Raw genomic sequence first — 13657 nt, forward strand, 5'->3', positions numbered from 1 at the left:
GCCCGGATGTAGTGGGCGCGCCTTGCAAAGTCCACCTCTTAACCAAATGCTGACCATAAGCGCATAGTTTCGAAGCATGGAAAGGAACGCCACGTGACCGAAATCCTGACATTTGCCCAAGCCGATCTTTTGAACGAGCGCCAGTCCTGGCTCGCCGCCCTCGCGGGCGAACGCCGGCTTTCGGACAATACCGTCGAGGCCTATGAGCGCGATACCCGGCAATTTCTGACATTCCTGACCGGTTACATCGGCAAACCGGCCTCAATCACCGATATTGCCGATCTGCGTCCGGTCGATCTTCGCGCCTTTCTGGCCAACCGGCGCAAGGAAGGCGCCGGCGCACGTTCGCTGGGCAGGCATCTGGCAGGCCTGCGCTCCCTGCTTCATCACCTGCAGAAAAAAGGCCTGGTGAATGCCGCAGGCGCCACCGCCATGCGCGCACCAAAACAGCCGAAATCGCTACCGAAACCGCTGACCGACCGGCAGGCGCTGAAAATCACCACGAGTGAAGCGCAATTGAACGACGAACCATGGATCGCCGCCCGCAATGCCGCGGTTCTTTCACTGCTTTATGGCTGCGGCCTTCGCATTTCCGAGGCGCTTGGCCTTACCCCGGCCGATTTCCCACCCGGCGCCCGCAGCCTGCGCATTACCGGCAAAGGCAACAAGACGCGGATTGTGCCCCTACTGGCGGTGGTGACGGAAGCTGTCGATACCTACAGGAAGCTTTGCCCCTATGCCCTGTCGGCGGATGAGCCCATGTTCCTTGGCGCACGCGGCGGCAAGCTGCAGCCCGCCATCATCCAGAGGGAAATGCAGAAGCTGCGCGGCGCTTTCGGCCTGCCGGAAAACGCCACACCGCATGCGCTGCGCCACTCCTTCGCCACGCACCTTCTTGCCGGCGGCGGCGACCTGCGCACGATTCAGGAACTGCTCGGCCATGCGAGCCTCTCCACCACACAGGTCTATACCGGGGTCGACACCGCAAGACTGCTGGAAATCTACGACAACGCCCATCCTCGCGCATGAAGCAGGAAATGGTTAACCATAATCATTAACCAGACATCCAAGCCGCCGTTCTATAAGCGAACGACAACCGGATTGGACCGATGCACAGCCTGATAAAACCGCAAAACCTCACCGCCACCCTGATGGGCAAGACCGGCGACGCCCTGCTGTGGCTGCTTGCCGCCCTGCATGTCACCGCCGTCGCAATCCTGCTCATGACTTTGCTTTCGCTGGGGCAAGCGGAAGCCGCGCAGCAGATCACCTGCACCGGCAGCGACATTCTCGTGGAAATGCGCAAGACCGATCCGCAGGCCCTCGCGAAGATCGAGCAGGAAGCGGCCGCGATCCCGAACGGCAAGGGCAATTTCTGGCGCATCGAAAAGGCGGGAACGCCCACGTCCTATCTTCTCGGCACCATGCATGTCACCGATCCGCGTGTTCTGGAAATGCCTGCCGCCGCCAGCCCCGCCTTCGAGAAAGCCGCGACGGTGATCGTGGAATCGGACGAAATCGTCGATGACAAGAGGGTCGCCGCCTCGCTGCTGAGCAAGCCCGAACTCACCATGTTTCTGGATGGCAAATCGATCACCGACATCCTGTCGCCGGAAAATGTCGCGCGTCTGGAAAAGGGCCTCAAGGAACGCGGCATTCCGCTGAACGCCGTATCGCGAATGAAGCCATGGATGCTTTCGAGCTTCGTCGCCCTTCCCGCCTGTGAGTTCGCCCGCAAGGCCACCGGCCTCTCCTTTCTGGACAAGAAGCTGGCCGAAGATGCCATCGCGGACGGGAAACACCTTGTCGGGCTGGAGACCATGGTGGAACAGCTGACGGCCATGTCCGAGCTGCCGATGGAATTTCATCTTCAGGCGCTGATCGAAACGCTCGAACTGGGCGACCGCATGGATGACATCATGACAACCATGACCGATCTTTACGTCGCCGGCGATATCGGCATGACCATGCCCATGCTGAAAAGCCTGGACCCCAAGAAGGCTGCGGCTGAAAGCGAACAGGGCTACGCCGCCTTCGAGCAGCGCATCATCACCGACCGCAACCACGTCATGGCGGAACGGGCCGCCCCCGAGCTTGCCAGGGGCAATGTTTTCATGGCCGTGGGCGCACTGCATTTGCCGGGCGAGGAAGGCCTTGTCGAATTGCTGCGCGCGGAAGGCTTCACCCTCACGCGGGTCGATTGACCGGCTCACTCCCGATGCTGACGGGCCGGACGTTGGCGCAGAACGGCCGCATCGTCGCCGGCACGATGCGGCGGTGAAACGGTCCGACGACAAGAAGATAAAGCCGCCCAAACAGGTTCTTGCGCCTGACGATGGTGGTGACACTCACCAGCTGGCGGTTTTCCTTCTCTTCGAGATCGACGACGATCCGGAAATCGAGATGGCAGTCGTCGAAGCCCAGCACAGTCCGCTGTGGCGTGGAGGACAGGACTGGAAAACCGCCTGCCGACGTCCCAGCCACCATTTCGACCGCTCTTAAACCGAAAAGCGCCACCACGCGGTTTCGAAGCGCCATAAGGCTGCGGATCCATGCCGGAGGATGATCGAGAAGGAGCCTGCTCACATGGAGGGAGGACGGCTCCGGCGTCACCATCTCTCCCTGATAGCAATCCCGCCAGTCTGCGCCCGGCAATATGTCTTCGATATCCTGCATTCCCGAACCCCGGCCGCACGATGCGGCAGGGGTCACCTTCCTCTTTTTCCGAGAAACCGGAAACGCGACAAACCGCCGCTCAGCCGTGCGTCATGCGCTTCAGGACATTGGTGCGCCAGTAGAACTGGTGAACCAGAACGGCGACGACGTGACCGGCGATCAACACCCACATCAGCGCCTTGAAGGGACCGGAATGCAGCTGCCCGGCCGGCTGAGCGCCGAAGTAATAAGCGGCAATACCGGACAGGGGCAGGACGAGGAACAGGGCATAAAAGGTGAAATGCGCCACCTTCGCCGCAATCTGAAATGGCCTCGGCTCTTCGGCGGGATGCGGCGGCACGCCCTGGAAGAATCGTAGACAGAGGCGCAGCACCGCAAGCAACAGAATGGTGAAGCCGACATAGGCGTGAATATTGGCCGAAGATACCTGTTCCGGCGTCAGTGTTTCGCCCCGCCGCATCAGCCGGTAGGCATGTTCCATCCCATCGGGAAACAACAGGTTGAAGAAGATCAGAAGCGCCATCGCCCAATGAATGATGCGCTGCGGAACGGTGAAGGAAACTTGATTTGGAAACGCCATTTTATTGCCTTTTATCAAAAGGTTAGACAGGCTGTGGCGCGAGTATGGAAAACCCCGGCCTACATGGCAAGCCGGGGTTTGGCAGATGACTGAAATTTAATGTTGGAGTAGAGGGCTCCAACACCGATCACATGTGGATCGGCTTGAAGAAGGTCGCCAGCGCCGCTTCCTTCACGGCTTCCGACATGGTCGGGTGCGCATGGCAGGTGCGGCCCAGATCTTCCGAAGAACCGCCGAATTCCATCAGCACGGTGATTTCGTGGATCATTTCGCCAGCGCCGAAGCCGACGATGTGGCCGCCAAGAACCCGGTCGGTTTCCTTGTCGGCAAGGATCTTCACGAAACCATCCGTCACCTGCATGGCGCGGGCGCGGCCATTGGCGGTGAAGGGGAACTTGCCGACCTTGTAGGCGATGCCTGCGGCCTTCAGTTCTTCCTCGGTCTTGCCGACGGAAGCGATTTCAGGCTGCGTATAGACCACTGCCGGAATGACATCGTAATTCACATGGCCGCGCTGGCCGGCGAGGATTTCCGCGAGAGCAACGCCCTCGTCTTCCGCCTTATGCGCCAGCATCGGGCCCTTCACCACGTCGCCGATCGCATAGATGCCATCGACATTGGTCTTGTAGTGACCGTCGATTTCAACGCGGCCGCGGCTGTCCAGCACAACGCCGGCTTCCGCAAGGCCGAGACCTTCGGTGTAGGGCTTGCGGCCGGTGGAGATCAGCACGACATTCGCTTCCAGCGTTTCGGCAGCACCGCCCTTGACCGGCTCGAACACCACCTTTGCACCGGCAGCGGTCTTTTCAACGGCCGTCACCTTCGCGCCGAGCTTGAAATCGAGACCCTGCTTGGCGAGCAGGCGCTGGGCCTGCTTGGAAACTTCACCATCCATGCCGCCGAGAATATTGTCGAGATATTCAACGACAGTAACCTTGGCGCCGAGACGCGACCAGACCGAACCTAGCTCGAGGCCGATGACGCCGCCGCCGACAACGATGAGCTTTTCCGGAACCTTGGAAAGAGCGATCGCACCGGTGGAGGACACGATGACGCTTTCATCGATATCGACCTGAACGCCCGGAATGCCGGCAACATCCGAACCGGTGGCGATGACGATGTTCTTCGCTTCGATTTCTTGGCTCTCACCCTTGTCGTTGGTGACGGAAACCTTGCCGGCGGAAACCACCTTGCCGGTGCCCTGGAATGCATCGATCTTGTTCTTCTTGAACAGGAAGGCGACGCCGTCGACATTGGCCTTCACCACGCCGTCCTTGTGGCCCATCATCTTTTCAAGGTTCAGCTTCGGAGCGGCAACTTCGATACCGAGCGTATCGACGCCATGGGCGACATGAGCGAAGGTTTCGGACGCGTGCAGCAGCGCCTTGGAGGGGATGCAGCCGACATTGAGGCAGGTGCCGCCATAGGTCGCGCGCTTTTCGATGACAGCGACCTTCAGGCCGAGCTGTGCCGCCTTGACCGCGCAAACATAACCGCCGGGGCCCGTGCCGATTACAACTACATCATATGCCATGTTCGTTTTCCTGATTGATGTCGGGCAAGATGCTGGATCATTGCCCTGCTTGCGTTTGACCTGCAACTCAGGCCGCTTTTTCCGTTGCGAGTTTTATACCGAGAGCGATGAAGACCACGCCGCTGGTGCGGTCGATCCATTGGCTGGCGCGCTGAAATGCGGCGCGCATGCGTGGCGTCGTATGAACAGGCTGACACCGACGAACCACAGGATAAGGCAACTCGCCATGACGAGACCGTATCCGAACTTGATGGCGACCGGCGTATGTGCGTGAACCACCGTCGAAAAGATCGACAGGAAGAAAAACACCGGCTTGGGATTGAGCGCATTGGCAGCAAAACCGAGCGTGAAGGCCTTGAGTCCTGTCTGGACGCTTTTGGCCCGGACCTCACCTTCAGCCGTCGGCAGTTCTGTCTTGCCGGCGCGCAGCGCCTTGATGCCGATATAGATCAGATAGGCGACGCCCAGCCATTTGACGATGTTGAAGAGATAGATCGACTGGGAAATGATGAGGCCAAGTCCGAGGATCGTATAGGTGACGTGGAACATCAGAGACGTCCCCACCCCGAAGCTGGTGATGATGGCCTGTTTGCGACCGTGCACCATGGCCTGGCGCATCACCATGGCGAGATCGGCGCCGGGCGAGACGATCGCAAAGGAGAAGATCGCCATCAGGGATGCAAGTTCGATGAGATATTGATGCATAGGCTCGACCTCAGATCAGCGCGACAAGCATGAGGACCAGACCGCCAAGGGACACGACCCACGCGATCGACCGTACATAGGGCACGCCTGCCAGATAAAGCGGGATGTAGACGATGCGCGCCATGGTCCATATCCAGCCGCCCGTCAGTCCCCAGCCGGAAGCGTCACCGGCAATCGCAAGAGCGAGAGTGAGACCGACGAAAGCCGGATAGGTCTCGCGAAAATTATCCGACGCGCGCTGCGCACGTCCAGCAAACACCCCTTTGAGGTCCTGCCGGGTATCGCGCGCGCCCGCATTCCAGGCAAGGCCGAGTTCCCGCGTCGCGGACATGGCCTGAAGGCAGATATGCAGGAGAAGAAGAACGACGCTGAGCGACAGCAGGAACACGAAAGGTCCATTCCCGCCGGCCAGGTTTTCCATCCCTCTTCTCCCCTGTTTCAGTCTTAGAGATCGAGAACCAGACGTTCCGGATCTTCCAGGCTTTCCTTGACGCGGACGAGGAAGGTCACGGCTTCCTTGCCGTCAACGATACGGTGATCGTAGGAGAGCGCAAGATACATCATCGGACGGATGACGACCTGACCGCCGATGGCGACCGGACGCTCCTGGATCTTGTGCATACCGAGGATGCCCGACTGCGGTGCATTGAGGATCGGCGAAGACATCAGCGAACCGTAGACACCGCCATTGGTGATGGTGAAGGTGCCACCCTGCATGTCGGCCATGCCGAGCGAACCGTCACGCGCTGCCTTGGCGAGGCGGCCGAGTTCCTTTTCTACACCAGCGATGGAGAGCTGGTCGGCATCGCGGATGACCGGAACGACGAGACCCTTGTCGGTGCCGACAGCCATGCCGACGTGACAATAGTTCTTGTAGATGATGTCCGTGCCGTCGATTTCAGCGTTGACGGCGGGCAGTTCCTTCAGCGCGTGGGTCACGGCCTTGGTGAAGAAGCCCATGAAGCCGAGCTTGACGCCATGCTTCTTCTCGAAAACGTCCTTGTAACGGTTGCGCAGGTCCATGACGGCGCTCATGTCCACCTCGTTATAGGTGGTCAGCATGGCGGCGGTGTTCTGCGCGTCCTTCAGGCGGCGGGCGATCGTCTGACGCAGGCGGGTCATCTTCACGCGCTCTTCACGAACGGCATCCTGCTCCGCGGAAACCGGGCGGGGGGCCGCAGCCGGAGCCGGTGCGGCAGCCGGTGCCGAAACGCCCTTGGCGACGGCGGCGAGAACGTCACCCTTCAGAACCTGGCCACGCTTGCCCGAACCGTCGACCTGATCGGCGGACAGGTTGTTTTCGGCAAGCAGCTTGCCGGCGGCAGGTGCGGGCGGCATGGAGCCGGTTGCCGGCGCGGCAACGGCGGCAGGTGCCGGTGCGGCAGCCGCAGCAGGCTTTGCCGGTTCGGCAGCGGGTGCGGAGGTCGCAGCGCCGGCAGCACCTTCGGCGATCTGGCCGAGAAGCGCGTCGAGACCGACGGTCTCGCCGTTCTGCGCAACGATTTCGGTGAGAACGCCGGACGCAGGCGCCGGGACTTCGACGGTAACCTTGTCGGTTTCCAGTTCAACGAGAGGTTCGTCGGCCTTGACGGTATCGCCGACCTTCTTGAACCAGGTGCCGACGGTCGCTTCGCTGACGGATTCGCCGAGGGTTGGTACGCGGATTTCAGTGGCCATGATCTAGTTCCGTTATTCAGGTGTCTTTTTTGCGGGGCGATGCGGGAGAGTTTTCACTCTCCCAGCGCGTCTTCCAGGAACGCAGCAAGCTGCGCCAGGTGCTTGGACATCAGGCCGGTCGCCGGAGAGGCGGCAGCCGGACGGCCCGTGTAACGGACCTTCTGGTACTTGGCGTCGATATGCGCCAGGACCCATTCCAGGTAGGGATCGATAAACGACCACGCACCCATGTTCTTCGGCTCTTCCTGGCACCAGACCATCTCCGCATTGCGGAAACGCGACAGCTCGTTGATGAGCGCCTTGGCCGGGAACGGGTAAAGCTGTTCGATACGCAGCAGATAGATATCGTCGATACCGCGCTTTTCGCGTTCCTCGAGCAGATCGTAGTAGACCTTGCCCGTGCACATGACGACGCGGCGGATCTTCGAATCCTTCTGCAGCTTGATCGGACCGTCCTTGATGACCTCCGCATCGTCCCACAGGAGACGGTGGAAGGAGGACTCGCCTGCAAGCTCGGCCAGCGAAGAGGTGGCGCGCTTGTGACGCAACAGCGACTTCGGCGTCATCAGGATCAGCGGCTTGCGGAAGTCGCGCTTCACCTGGCGGCGCAGGATGTGGAAGTAGTTGGCCGGCGTCGTGCAGTTGGCAACCTGCATGTTGTCTTCGGCGCACATCTGCAGCCAGCGCTCCAGACGGGCGGACGAATGTTCCGGGCCCTGACCTTCGTAACCATGCGGCAGAAGGCAGACGAGACCGGACATGCGCAGCCACTTGCGTTCACCCGACGAGATGAACTGGTCGAACACCACCTGCGCGCCGTTGGCGAAGTCGCCGAACTGGGCTTCCCAAAGGGTCAGCGCGTTCGGACGGGCCAGCGAGTAGCCGTATTCGAAACCGAGAACGGCTTCTTCCGAAAGCATCGAGTTGATGACTTCGTAACGGGCCTGCGTCGGCGAAAGGTTGGCGAGCGGGATGTAACGCTCTTCGGTCTCCTGATCGTAGAGGACCGAGTGACGCTGCGAGAAGGTGCCGCGTTCGCAATCCTGACCGGAAAGACGAATCTTGTGGCCGTCGGCAACGAGCGAACCGAACGCAAGCGCTTCCGCCATTGCCCAGTCGATGCCTTCACCCGTCTCGACCATCTGCGAGCGGTTTTCCATGAAGCGCTGGATCGTGCGGTGGGCGCTGAAGCCTTCCGGAATGGTCGACAGCTTCTTGCCGATTTCCTTCAGCTGCTTCATCGGTACGCCGGTCTTGCCGCGACGCTGCTCATCGGCATTGTCGGCGGCGCGCAGACCCGACCACTGACCGTCCAGCCAGTCGGCCTTGTTCGGCTTGTAGGACTGGCCTGCCTCGAATTCCTGCTCGAGATGAGCGCGCCAGTCGGCCTTCATCTTCTCGAATTCGCCTTCGTTCATCAGGCCTTCCGCGATCAGGCGGTCGGCATAGATGCGCGCGACTGTCTTGTGACCACGGATAACCTTGTACATTTTCGGCTGCGTGAACGCCGGCTCATCGCCTTCGTTATGGCCGAAGCGGCGGTAGCAGAACATGTCGATGACGACAGGCTTGTGAAACTTCATACGGTATTCGGTCGCAACCTTGGCCGCATAGGTCACCGCTTCCGGATCGTCGCCGTTGACGTGGAAGATCGGCGCTTCGATCATCTTGGCGACGTCGGACGGATAGGGCGACGAACGCGAGAAGGCCGGGTTCGTCGTGAAGCCGATCTGATTGTTGATGATGAAGTGCATGGTACCGGCAACGCGGTGACCGCGCAGACCGGAAAGGCCGAGAATTTCCGCAACCACGCCCTGACCCGCAAAGGCGGCATCGCCGTGCAGCAGGAGCGGCAGCACCTTGGCGCGTTCCGACAGCGGAATGATGTCGCCGTCCCACACCTTGGCCAGCTGGTCCTGCTTGGCGCGGGCCTTGCCCATGACAACGGGGTTGACGATTTCAAGGTGCGACGGGTTGGCCGTCAGCGACAGGTGAACCTTGTTACCGTCGAATTCGCGGTCGGAGGACGCACCGAGGTGGTACTTCACGTCGCCCGAACCCTCGACATCGTCAGGCTTGAATGAACCGCCCTTGAACTCGTGGAACACGGCGCGATGCGGCTTGCCCATCACGTTGGTCAGAACGTTCAGGCGACCGCGGTGGGCCATGCCGAGAACGACTTCTTCCAGACCTTCCTGGCCGCCGCGCTTGATGATCTGCTCCAGCGCCGGGATCAGCGATTCACCGCCGTCGAGGCCGAAACGCTTGGTGCCCTTGAAGCGCACGTCGAGGAACTGCTCGTAGCCTTCGGCTTCGACCAGCTTGGACAGAATGGCCTTCTTGCCTTCCGCCGTGAAGGCAACGCCCTTGTCCGGACCTTCGATGCGCTCCTGAATCCAGCCTTTTTCTTCCGGGCTGGACATGTGCATGAATTCGACGCCGATGGTGGAGCAGTAGGTACGCTCCAGAATATCGATCATCTCGCGCACGGTCGCATATTCGAGGCCGAGCACGTTATCGATGAAAATCTTGCGGTCGTAATCGCTTTCCTCGAAGCCGTAGGACTTCGGCGACAGCTCGTTGTAATCCTCAACCGCAACGGCGATGCCGAGCGGATCGAGCTTGGCATGAAGGTGGCCGCGCATGCGGTAGGCGCGGATCATCATGATGGCGCGAACGCTGTCACGGGTCGCCTGCAGAACTTCCGCCTGGCTGACCGGCTTGCCGGTGTCGGCGCTCTTGGCCTCGGCTTTCGCCTGAACTTTCTTCTCGATGGCCTTTTCGACCGTGGCCCAGTTGCCGTCGAGTGCGGATACCAGTTCGCCATTCGCCGGGATCGGCCAGTTGGCGCGCTTCCAGGAGGCGCCCTTGGCCGCCTTCTTCACGTCTTCCGGATTATCGGACAACGCCTTGAAGAAGCTCTGCCACTCCGGCGACACGGAAGAGGGGTCCTCTTCGTACCGGGCATAGAGCTGCTCGATATAGGCTGCATTCGCGCCGTCCAGAAACGACGTGATCTGAAACTGCTCGTTCGCTTCTTGCCTTGCCATTGTGTTCTTGCGGACTTATCCGTCCGCCTCCTCGATGCCGTTAGGGCCGTTCGCCGGCCTGCCGCTTTGATTATTGCTGTCTGCCGCCGGGGCGGTATGCCGTTCTGTCTGTCGTTCCTTGCGGCATCGGGCAGCGTGGCATTGAAGCCACGCCGCCCGTTACCGATGTCATGTGGTCTCAGCCCTTGAGGACTTCAACCAGCGTCTTGCCAAGGCGCGCCGGGGAAGGCGACACCTTGATGCCGGCCGCTTCCATGGCTGCGATCTTGGACTCTGCGTCACCCTTGCCGCCGGAAACGACAGCGCCCGCGTGGCCCATGGTGCGGCCCTTCGGAGCCGTACGGCCCGCGATGAAGCCGGCCATCGGCTTCTTGCGGCCCTTCTTGGCTTCGTCGATCAGGAACTGCGCCGCATCTTCTTCAGCCGAACCGCCGATTTCGCCGATCATGATGATCGACTGCGTGGCGTCGTCGGCGAGGAACATTTCCAGCACGTCGATGAACTCGGTGCCCTTGACCGGGTCGCCGCCGATACCGACAGCAGTGGTCTGGCCGAGGCCTTCGTTGGAGGTCTGGAACACGGCTTCATAGGTGAGCGTGCCCGAACGCGAAACGATACCGACCGAACCCTTGCGGAAGATGGAGCCCGGCATGATACCGATCTTGCATTCTTCCGGCGTCAGGATACCCGGGCAGTTCGGGCCGAGCAGGCGCGACTTGGAACGGTCGAGGCGAGCCTTGACGCGAACCATGTCCATGACCGGGATACCTTCGGTGATGCAGGTGATGAACGGAATTTCCGCATCGATGGCTTCGATGATGGCGTCTGCTGCACCTGCCGGCGGAACGTAGATCACGGATGCGTCTGCACCGGTCTTTTCCTTGGCTTCGGCAACCGTTGCGAAGATCGGCAGGCTTTCGCCCTTGGAGCCGGTCCAGGTTTCGCCGCCCTTCTTCGGGTGAATACCGCCAACCATCTGCGTGCCGTAATAGGCAAGCGCCTGTTCGGTGTGGAAGGTGCCGGTCTTGCCGGTCAGACCCTGAACGAGGATCTTCGTGTCTTTATTAACAAGAATAGACATTATTTCCGGTCCCTCAATTAGCCGTTGATCGCCGCGACGATCTTCTTGGCTGCGTCGTCCAGATCGTCAGCAGCCGTAATCGCAAGGCCAGATTCGTTGAGAAGCTTCTTGCCAAGTTCGACGTTGGTGCCTTCGAGGCGAACGACGAGCGGAACCTGCAAACCGACTTCCTTCACCGCGGCGATTACGCCTTCGGCGATGACGTCGCACTTCATGATGCCGCCGAAGATGTTGACGAGGATGCCCTCGACCTTCGGGTCTGCCGTGATGATCTTGAAGGCTGCCGCAACCTTCTCCTTGCCGGCGCCGCCGCCGACGTCGCAGAAGTTAGCCGGCTCTTTGCCGTAAAGCTTGATGATGTCCATCGTCGCCATGGCGAGACCGGCGCCGTTGACCATGCAGCCGATGTTGCCGTCGAGGGCCACGTAAGCGAGGTCCCACTTGGAGGCTTCGATTTCCTTGGCGTCTTCTTCGGTCTCGTCGCGCAGCGCCTTGACGTCGTCATGGCGGAACAGCGCGTTGCCGTCGAAGGACATCTTGGCGTCGAGAACGCGCAGATGGCCATTTTCCATGACGATCAGCGGGTTGACTTCGAGGAGAGCCATGTCCTTCTCATTGAAGGCCTTGTAGAGGATCGGGAAGAGCGCCTTGGCATCTTCGGCAGCAACGCCGTCAAGCGCGAGAGCCTTGGAGATCGCAGCAACGTCGGCGTCGCTCACACCCTTTTCCGGGTTGATGGCGATGGTGTGGATCTTCTCGGGCGTGTCGTGGGCGACAGCTTCGATGTCCATGCCGCCTTCCGTGGAAACCACGAAAGCAACCTGGCCGACGGAACGGTCAACCAGCAGCGAGCAGTAGAGTTCGCGGGCAATGTCGGCACCGTCTTCGATGTAGAGACGGTTGACCTGCTTGCCGGCTTCACCGGTCTGCGCCGTTACCAGCGTGTTGCCGAGCATGTCCTTGGCGTGGGAAACGACTTCGTCGATGGACTTCGCCAGACGAACGCCGCCCTTGGCGTCCGGGCCGAGTTCCTTGAACTTGCCCTTGCCGCGGCCGCCAGCGTGGATCTGGCTCTTGACGACGTAGAGCGGGCCGGGAAGCTGCTTGGCGGCAGCTTCGGCTTCTTCGACCTTGAGAATGGCGACGCCTTCAGCAACCGGCGCGCCGTAGCCCTTCAGAAGAGCCTTGGCCTGATATTCGTGAATATTCATGGAATAATCCCTGTTTGGAGCCGCTAGGCTATTACTTCAGCGACGGAGCGATGTTGACGCAGGCTTCGCAAAGACCAGCGACAGCGCCGACGGATTTCTGGAAGGCGGCTTCTTCTTCCTTGTTGAGTTCGATCTCGATGATGCGCTCGATACCACCGGCGCCGATGATGGTCGGCACGCCGACATACATGTCGTCGACACCATACTGGCCCGAGAGGTGGGCAGCGGCGGGCAGAACGCGCTTCTTGTCCTTGAGATAGGATTCAGCCATTTCGATTGCCGAAGCGGCCGGCGCGTAATAGGCCGAACCGGTCTTCAGCAGGCCGACGATTTCCGCGCCGCCGTCACGGGTGCGCTGGATGATCTGCTCGAGGCGCTCGGCGGTCAGCCAGCCCATCTTGACGAGATCGGTCAGCGGGACACCGGCAACGGTGGAGTAGCGTGCGAGCGGCACCATGGTGTCGCCGTGGCCGCCGAGAACGAAGGCGGTGACGTCTTCAACCGAAACGTTGAATTCTTCGGCGAGGAACAGGCGGAAACGAGCGCTGTCGAGAACGCCGGCCATGCCGACGACCTTGTTCTTCGGCAGACCGGAGAACTTCTGCAGCGCCCAGACCATGGCGTCGAGCGGGTTGGTGATGCAGATGACGAAAGCGTTCGGGGCATATTTCTTGATGCCGGCGCCGACCTGCTCCATGACCTTGAGGTTGATGCCGAGAAGATCGTCGCGGCTCATGCCCGGCTTGCGGGCAACGCCAGCGGTGACGATGCAAACGTCAGCACCTTCGATGGCGGCGTAATCGGAAGCGCCGGTGAGCTTTGCATTGAAGCCTTCAACCGGGCCGGACTGGGCAATATCCAGACCCTTGCCCTGCGGGATGCCGTCAGCAATATCGAAGAGGACGATATCGCCCAGTTCCTTCAGGCTGGCGAGATGCGCCAGCGTGCCGCCGATCATGCCAGAACCAATAAGTGCAATTTTTTTGCGAGCCATCGAATGCTTCCTCTTGAGCTTCAATTCAATTTCACCGCGCCAAACCGGCAGCCAAATTGTCGCACTCCGATTAGCCCCATTGGCTAAAATAGGCAACAGATTCTTTTCCGGTGAATATTTTCAATCGTTTAGATCATTATTTTCTTACG

At 60.4% G+C, this 13657-nt stretch carries 11 protein-coding genes and 1 pseudogene; 2 read left to right on the top strand and 10 right to left on the bottom strand.

The annotated features are described in order from the left end of the window. The first annotated feature begins 93 nt into the window (after window positions 1-93). Together L904_RS20660 and L904_RS20665 are read left to right on the top strand one after the other, a co-directional pair. Window positions 94-1029: a tyrosine recombinase XerC gene (locus L904_RS20660; protein WP_035263532.1), complete on the top strand. Its 936-nt coding sequence runs from the start codon at window positions 94-96 to the stop codon at window positions 1027-1029. 80 nt (window positions 1030-1109) lie between these two features. After that, entirely contained in the window at window positions 1110-2204 is a 1095-nt protein-coding gene (locus tag L904_RS20665) for a TraB/GumN family protein (protein WP_035263531.1), read from the top strand. Here the strand turns inward: L904_RS20665 and L904_RS20670 are convergent. From L904_RS20670 to mdh, 10 genes and pseudogenes are all read right to left on the bottom strand, one after another. Further along, the gene (locus L904_RS20670) at window positions 2188-2676 is read right to left on the bottom strand and encodes a DUF2867 domain-containing protein (RefSeq protein ID WP_035263530.1); all 489 of its coding nucleotides are present in this window, start codon (window positions 2674-2676) and stop codon (window positions 2188-2190) included. The genes L904_RS20665 and L904_RS20670 overlap by 17 nt on opposite strands. Before the next feature lie 79 nt (window positions 2677-2755). Beyond that, window positions 2756-3256, bottom strand: coding sequence for a cytochrome b (locus L904_RS20675; RefSeq protein ID WP_035263529.1), 501 nt, complete (start codon window positions 3254-3256; stop codon window positions 2756-2758). Between the two features lie 127 nt (window positions 3257-3383). Continuing rightward, window positions 3384-4790: a dihydrolipoyl dehydrogenase gene (gene lpdA / locus L904_RS20680; RefSeq protein WP_035263528.1), complete on the bottom strand. Its 1407-nt coding sequence runs from the start codon at window positions 4788-4790 to the stop codon at window positions 3384-3386. A 67-nt stretch (window positions 4791-4857) separates the two neighbouring features. After that, window positions 4858-5495 (bottom strand): annotated as a pseudogene (locus L904_RS20685) (LysE family translocator). Between the two features lie 10 nt (window positions 5496-5505). Continuing rightward, window positions 5506-5916: an MAPEG family protein gene (locus L904_RS20690; protein ID WP_035263526.1), complete on the bottom strand. Its 411-nt coding sequence runs from the start codon at window positions 5914-5916 to the stop codon at window positions 5506-5508. Between the two features lie 23 nt (window positions 5917-5939). Next, window positions 5940-7172 (bottom strand): 2-oxoglutarate dehydrogenase complex dihydrolipoyllysine-residue succinyltransferase, encoded by a 1233-nt coding sequence (odhB, locus tag L904_RS20695; protein ID WP_035263525.1) that lies wholly within the window; start codon window positions 7170-7172, stop codon window positions 5940-5942. A gap of 53 nt (window positions 7173-7225) precedes the next feature. Next, the gene (locus L904_RS20700) at window positions 7226-10222 is read right to left on the bottom strand and encodes a 2-oxoglutarate dehydrogenase E1 component (RefSeq protein ID WP_035263524.1); all 2997 of its coding nucleotides are present in this window, start codon (window positions 10220-10222) and stop codon (window positions 7226-7228) included. A gap of 178 nt (window positions 10223-10400) precedes the next feature. Continuing rightward, window positions 10401-11303: a succinate--CoA ligase subunit alpha gene (gene sucD / locus L904_RS20705; protein WP_003492390.1), complete on the bottom strand. Its 903-nt coding sequence runs from the start codon at window positions 11301-11303 to the stop codon at window positions 10401-10403. Window positions 11304-11320: 17 nt separating this feature from the next. Beyond that, window positions 11321-12514: an ADP-forming succinate--CoA ligase subunit beta gene (gene sucC / locus L904_RS20710; RefSeq protein ID WP_035263523.1), complete on the bottom strand. Its 1194-nt coding sequence runs from the start codon at window positions 12512-12514 to the stop codon at window positions 11321-11323. 31 nt (window positions 12515-12545) lie between these two features. Next, entirely contained in the window at window positions 12546-13508 is a 963-nt protein-coding gene (mdh, locus tag L904_RS20715) for a malate dehydrogenase (protein ID WP_003523512.1), read from the bottom strand. Between the last annotated feature and the right edge of the window lie 149 nt (window positions 13509-13657).

This window comes from Agrobacterium sp. LY4 (assembly GCF_001526585.1).
Taxonomy (GTDB): Bacteria; Pseudomonadota; Alphaproteobacteria; order Rhizobiales; family Rhizobiaceae; genus Agrobacterium; species Agrobacterium leguminum.

What these genes read in the sequence shown, in the direction of transcription:
- L904_RS20665 (WP_035263531.1), top strand. Translation starts at nt 1,110, where the DNA reads ATGCACAGCCTGATAAAACCGCAAAACCTCACCGCCACCCTGATGGGC.
- L904_RS20670 (WP_035263530.1), bottom strand. Translation starts at nt 2,676, where the DNA reads ATGCAGGATATCGAAGACATATTGCCGGGCGCAGACTGGCGGGATTGC.
- L904_RS20675 (WP_035263529.1), bottom strand. Translation starts at nt 3,256, where the DNA reads ATGGCGTTTCCAAATCAAGTTTCCTTCACCGTTCCGCAGCGCATCATT.
- lpdA (WP_035263528.1), bottom strand. Translation starts at nt 4,790, where the DNA reads ATGGCATATGATGTAGTTGTAATCGGCACGGGCCCCGGCGGTTATGTT.
- L904_RS20690 (WP_035263526.1), bottom strand. Translation starts at nt 5,916, where the DNA reads ATGGAAAACCTGGCCGGCGGGAATGGACCTTTCGTGTTCCTGCTGTCG.
- odhB (WP_035263525.1), bottom strand. Translation starts at nt 7,172, where the DNA reads ATGGCCACTGAAATCCGCGTACCAACCCTCGGCGAATCCGTCAGCGAA.
- L904_RS20700 (WP_035263524.1), bottom strand. Translation starts at nt 10,222, where the DNA reads ATGGCAAGGCAAGAAGCGAACGAGCAGTTTCAGATCACGTCGTTTCTG.
- sucD (WP_003492390.1), bottom strand. Translation starts at nt 11,303, where the DNA reads ATGTCTATTCTTGTTAATAAAGACACGAAGATCCTCGTTCAGGGTCTG.
- sucC (WP_035263523.1), bottom strand. Translation starts at nt 12,514, where the DNA reads ATGAATATTCACGAATATCAGGCCAAGGCTCTTCTGAAGGGCTACGGC.
- mdh (WP_003523512.1), bottom strand. Translation starts at nt 13,508, where the DNA reads ATGGCTCGCAAAAAAATTGCACTTATTGGTTCTGGCATGATCGGCGGC.